A 5,690-nucleotide genomic window follows, 5' to 3' on the forward strand; every position below is an offset into this window, starting at 1 on the left:
GGGTGGGGGTCGGGTCGGGGGTGCCGGTGCCGTTGCAGGCGGCGCCGTTCAGCTTGCAGTCGAGCACGCCGGACAGTCCGCCGGGCGCGCCGTTGAAACCGAAGCTCACGGACGCGCCGGCCGCCAGGGCGCCGTTCCACGCCTTGTTGACGAAGGTGTAGTGGTTGCCGCTCTTGGTGAGGTCGGCGTCCCACGCCGAGGCGATCGAGTTGCCGGCGGGGAGGTCGAACTCGACCTTCCAGCTCGTCAGCGCGCTCGTACCCGCTTTCACAGTGACCTTGCCCTCGAAGCCCGAACCCCAGTCGGAGGCGGTCGAGTACGTGGCGGTGGCCGGAGTGGCGGCTGTGGCGGTGTTCATCCCCAAGGGGACGAGCAGCGCCGCCGCTGCGATCAAGGAGCCGATGGTGATTCGTCGCAAGGGTCGCTCCAGGTCAGAGAGTGCCAAGCCCCAGAATTCATAGGAAAGTTTCCTATTAGTTTCCAGAGCGTAGATTCTCGTTCCCGGGTGGTCAATGCCTCGCCGACCGATATAAGGCTGATTTAAGGTTCGTTCCACGCGGTCCCCGGACGCCCCCGGACATGAAACGGGCCGGTCACGTCACGCGTGGCCGGCCCGGATCGGTTGGGAGTTCGGTCGGAAAAAGTTACTTCGCCTTGTTGACGTAGGCGCTCAGGTACTTGGCGGCGCCGGAGATCTGGGCGGCGGTCGCCTTGGTGTTGAGGCGGTGCTTCTCGGCGACGGCGACCGCGCTCTTGAGCGTGGTGGTGCCGTGGACCTTGGAGGAGCCGTTGTAGACGCCGTGGGCCCAGTTCAGCCAGGCGGCCAGCAGCTCACGGTCCAGGGCGGCCCTGGCGGACTTGCCCTTGAGCACCTTGTAGGCCTTGGCGAGCGAGTTGGAGTCGGTGGCCTCGGGGAAGACCTTGCTGCCGTTCTGGGACAGGCTCAGGTAGCAGATCAGGGTCTTGTCCGTGAGCTTGCCGGGCTTCTTGTGGAACTCCGCGGCCCACTGGGCGGCGGTCAGAGCGGTCTTCCCCTTGCCCCGCCCGCACAGGTCCGGCACCGGGATCGGGTTCACCTCGCTCGGGCTCTTGCCGGTGGCCGTCGGGGTGGGCGTCGGCTTGGGCGTCGCGGTCGGCGTCGGGGTGGCGGTCTGAGTCGGCTTCGTCGTCGGTGTGACCGTCGGGGTCGGGGTCGGCTTCGTCGTCGGCGTGACCGTCGGGGTCACCGTGGGCGTGACGCTGGGAGTGGCGCTCGGCGTCGTCGTCGGGGTCGGCGTCGGGGTGGTGGGTGCCGGGTTCAGCGCGGCCCAGAGGTCGATCCGCGGCGTGGTGACCTTGGTCGCGACCCGCTCGCCGCCGAGGGTGGCGAAGCTGTCATAGGTGATCGGCTTGCCGGTGCTCCGCAGCAGCGTGAGCAGCTCGTCCACCGAGGCGGTCGGCTTCTTCTGCCGGAGCAGGGCGAAGGCGCCCGCGACGTGGGGGGCGGCCATCGACGTCCCGCTGTAGGAGTCGTAGGTGTTGTTGCTGTTCCGCTTCCACCAGTCGCCGCTGGGGACCGAGGAGGTGATGCCCACGCCCGGGGCGAACAGTTCGAGCTGCTTGCCCTGGTTGGAGAACGGCGCGACCGCGTCGTTGTCGTCGGTGGCGCCGACGGTGACGACGCTGGAGACGCAGGCGGGCCAGGAGACGGCGCCCACGGTGTGCTCGTTGCCCGAGGAGACGACGGTCGCCACGCCCTTGGCGCGGAGCGAGGCCGCCTCGGGGAAGGTCTCCTGGCCGTTCGGCAGGCGGTCGCAGTCCGTGGCGGAGCTGCCGCCGCCCAGGCTCAGGTTGGCCGCTGCGATCTTGTGTGCGGAGGTCAGCGTCTCGACGTGCGCGACGGCCTGACGGATGTTGGACTGGTAGGCCCCGATGCAGGGGATCCTGTCCCAGCCGCCGCAGGACTCGGGGTCGTAGATCTTGCTGAACGCCTGGATCGCGATGATGTTCGCGCCCGGCGCGACGCCGTCCGCCGGGGCGCCCGGGGTGAGCTTGCCCGCCGCGATGCCGGCCACGTGGGTGCCGTGGGAGCAGAGGTTGCCGCGCTTCAGCAGGCTGTAGCAGTTGAGCGTCTCGGCGTCAGCCGAGCCCGCCCCGACCTGCTCGGCGCGGTGGTTGGGGCAGAGCGAGAACGCGATGTCGCGGATGTCGGCGGTGGAGAAGCACGCCTCGGCGACGATCCGATCCTTGAGGAAGGGGTGGTTGCGGTCGATCCCGGTGTCGATGACCGCGACCGTCAGGCCGCTGCCGGTGACGCCTGTGGCGTGGAGCTTGTCCGCGCCGATCACCTTGGTGCTCGCCAGCAGCGTGGGGAAGGTGAGGGTGTCGGCCTTGACCGACTCGACCTCCGGCTCCTTCTTGAGCTGGGCGACGTCCGCCTTGTCGACGATCGCCACGAGGAAGGACTCCGCGGCCTCTTCCAGGACGACCCTGTCACCGTCGGTCCTCAGGTCCTTGGCGACGTCGTCGACCTGGGAGGCCGCCTTGGTGTCGATGATGACGCGGACCTTGTCCTCGAAGGCCTTGAGCGCCTTCTCGGTCTCGGCCCTGGTGGGCTCGTCGATCTCCGGCGGCGCTTGCAACGTTCCAGAGAACGTTCCGTAGAACGTTCCAGAGGCGGCCGAGGCGGTGCCCGGCGCGATGGCGAATGTGGCGGCGGTCACGGCCAGGACGGCCGTTCCCGCCATGAGACGTCGAAGTCTCACTGGTCCTCCGGGGGAGAAAGGCCGCGCCGACGCCGGCGCGGCCATGGTGCGAGCTAGGCGGACCCGACCGGCTTCAGCCGGTCAGGTCTGGGTCGTCGTGGTCTCCGGGCACGACGAACGACGATCGCGAGCTCTCCCCGACGAAGCTCATGCCGACCATCCCGCCCCCCACCCATCAACCACCCGACAAATGCACATAAGTCGCGACTTGATGTGCACAGTGATCCACAAGCTTAAGGGGAGCTTAAGGAAAATTGTGGGACTTTAGATGATTTGTGAGACAGGCGGGACTACTTTCCGGCCCCGGACGTGGAACGGGCCGGTCACGTCACGCGTGGCCGGCCCGGAACGGCTGGGAGCTCAGGCGGGCCGCGTCCCGGCTCCCTCCGCGATCTCCGTGACGGTGCCCGCCAGGGCGTTCCCGGCACCGGTCTCCGTGACGGTGCCTGCCACGGCGCCACCGACCATGGGCTCGTCCAGCTTCTTCTCGCCCGCGGCCCCCTCCTCGGTATCCGTGACCGTCGTGGCCGGGGCGTCCCCGGCCACGGCCTCCATGCTCACGACCTCCGCGACGGGCTTCACCTCGGCGCTCACACCGGGGTGGCGGAACCAGACGGCGCCCAGCGGCGGGACGCGCAGGTGGGCGGAGTACGGCAGGCCGTGCCGGGGCTCCTCCACCGCCTCCACCGCGCCGAGGTTGCCCACGCCGCTGCCCGCGTAGGTGTAGGAGTCGGTGTTGAGCGCCTCCTCCCAGGCGCCGGCGTAGGGCAGGCCGAGGCGGTAGTCCTCGTGCGGCGCGCCGGAGAAGTTGACCACGCAGGCCACGGCCGAGCCGTCCGGGGCGCGGCGCAGGAACGAGAACACGTTGCCCATCGCGTCGTCGGCGTCGATCCAGCGGAAGCCGTCGGGGGAGGCGTCGAGGCTCCAGAGGGCGGGAGTCTCCCGGTAGACCCGGTTGAGGTCGCGGACCAGCCGCTGGACCCCCTTGTGCCCGTCGAAGTCGAGCACCCACCAGTCGAGCCCGCGTTCCTCGGACCACTCCGAGCCCTGGCCGAACTCCCCGCCCATGAACAGCAGCTGCTTGCCCGGGTGGGCCCACATGAACGCGAACAGCGCGCGCAGGTTCGCGAACCGCTGCCACTCGTCGCCGGGCATCTTGCCGAGCAGCGACCCCTTGCCGTGCACCACCTCGTCGTGCGACAGCGGCAGCACGAAGTTCTCCGAGTAGGCGTACATCAGGGAGAACGTCATCTGGTGGTGGTGGTACTGCCGGAAGATCGGCTCGTGCTTGAGGTAGGCGAGGGTGTCGTGCATCCAGCCCATGTTCCACTTGAACCCGAACCCGAGCCCRCCCAGGTGCACCGGCCGGGAGACCCCGGGCCAGGCGGTCGACTCCTCGGCGACGGTGACGATCCCCGGCTGGTCCCGGTAGGAGACCATGTTCATCTCCTTGAGGAACTCCACCGCGTCGAGGTTCTCCCGCCCGCCGTACTCGTTGGGCGTCCATTCGCCCTCGCGCCGCGAGTAGTCGAGGTAGAGCATCGAGGCGACCGCGTCCACCCGCAGCCCGTCGATGTGGAACTCGCGCAGCCAGTAGACCGCGTTGGCGACCAGGAAGTTGCGCACCTCCCGGCGGCCGAAGTCGAAGACGTAGGTCCCCCAGTCGGGGTGCTCGCCCCGCGCCGGATCGGCGTGCTCGTACAGCGGGGTCCCGTCGAACCTGGCCAGCGCCCAGTCGTCCATCGGGAAGTGCGCGGGCACCCAGTCGACCACCACCCCGATCCCCGCCTCGTGCAGGCGGTCCACCAGATGGCGGAACTCGTCCGGGGTGCCGAACCGGGCGGTCGGCGCGTAGTAGGACGTCACCTGGTAGCCCCAGGAGCCGCCGAACGGGTGCTCGGCCACCGGCATGAACTCGACGTGCGTGAACCCCATGTCCACCACGTAGTCGACCAGCTCGGTGGCGAGCTGCCGGTAGGACAGGCCCGGCCGCCACGAGCCGAGGTGCACCTCGTAGGTGCTCATCGGCGCGTCCAGCGCGTTACGGCTCGCGCGCCGGCGCATCCACTCGTCGTCCTGCCAGTCGTAGTCGGACCTGTCGATCACCGACGCGGTCGCGGGCGGGGTCTCGGTGCGCCGGGCCATCGGGTCGGCCTTGGCCCGCCAGACCCCGTCCGCGCCGAGGACGCCGAACTTGTAGCGGTCACCCTCGCCCAGGCCGGGGATGAAGAGCTCCCAGACTCCGGACCTGCCGAGCGAGCGCATGGGGTAGGCGGTGCCGTCCCAGTGGTTGAAGTCCCCGATCACCCGGATCCCGCGCGCGTTCGGCGCCCACACGGCGAAGGCGGTGCCCTCCACGTCCTCGTGCCGCATGACCCGCGCGCCGAGCACCTCCCACAGCCGCTCGTGACGCCCTTCACCGATCAGGTGCAGGTCCACCTCGCCCAGCGTGGGCCAGTGCCGGTAGGGGTCGGCCATCTCGTACGGCTCGGCGCCGGCGTAGGTGACCCGGAAGCGGTAGTCGGGCACCTTGTCCAGGCCGGGGATCGTCACCGCGAACACCCCGTGGGCGACGTGCTCCATGTCGTGGACCTGGCCGTCCATGACGACCTGGACCTTCTCGGCGAGCGGCCGCAGCACCCTGACGGTCACGCCCCCCGCCCCCGGGTGCGCCCCGAGGATCGAGTGCGGGTCGTGGTGTGCCCCACCCGCCAGGCGCTCCAGGTCCAAGTGCGCGTTCATGGATCACTCCCGTAGATCGGTATCCCCTAACCCTGCCCTATGCGGGTGCTTCATCCCATGCCCTTGTCCGCTATCACCATGCGTGTCGTGAAAACGTGCGAAGACGTAAGGAGGAAAAATCTCGATTGGCAGCCCATATCGCTTATAGGAATACTGGCCGTCGATCTGGCTGATCACGCAGAGGACAGTGATGCGTCTCCACCC

At 69.1% G+C, this 5,690-nt stretch carries 4 protein-coding genes; all 4 read right to left on the minus strand.

Annotation, left to right across the window (positions count from 1 at the left end; all coding sequences use genetic code 11):
• Positions 1 to 418 (minus strand): cellulose binding domain-containing protein (locus CA984_RS42245; protein WP_242676478.1); only part of this gene is annotated, 418 nt, incomplete at its 3' end.
• Positions 419 to 644: 226 nt separating this feature from the next.
• Positions 645 to 2,744 (minus strand): S8 family peptidase, encoded by a 2,100-nt coding sequence (locus tag CA984_RS46830; protein WP_165781622.1) that lies wholly within the window; start codon positions 2,742 to 2,744, stop codon positions 645 to 647.
• A gap of 360 nt (positions 2,745 to 3,104) precedes the next feature.
• The gene (gene glgB / locus CA984_RS42255) at positions 3,105 to 5,486 is read right to left on the minus strand and encodes a 1,4-alpha-glucan branching protein GlgB (RefSeq protein ID WP_242676479.1); all 2,382 of its coding nucleotides are present in this window, start codon (positions 5,484 to 5,486) and stop codon (positions 3,105 to 3,107) included.
• 3 nt (positions 5,487 to 5,489) lie between these two features.
• Positions 5,490 to 5,690, minus strand: a 201-nt coding sequence (locus CA984_RS47540; protein WP_207621250.1) for a hypothetical protein, incomplete at its 5' end; no start/stop codon positions are given.

The organism is Streptosporangium minutum, from assembly GCF_002149035.1.
Taxonomy (GTDB): Bacteria; Actinomycetota; Actinomycetes; order Streptosporangiales; family Streptosporangiaceae; genus Streptosporangium; species Streptosporangium minutum.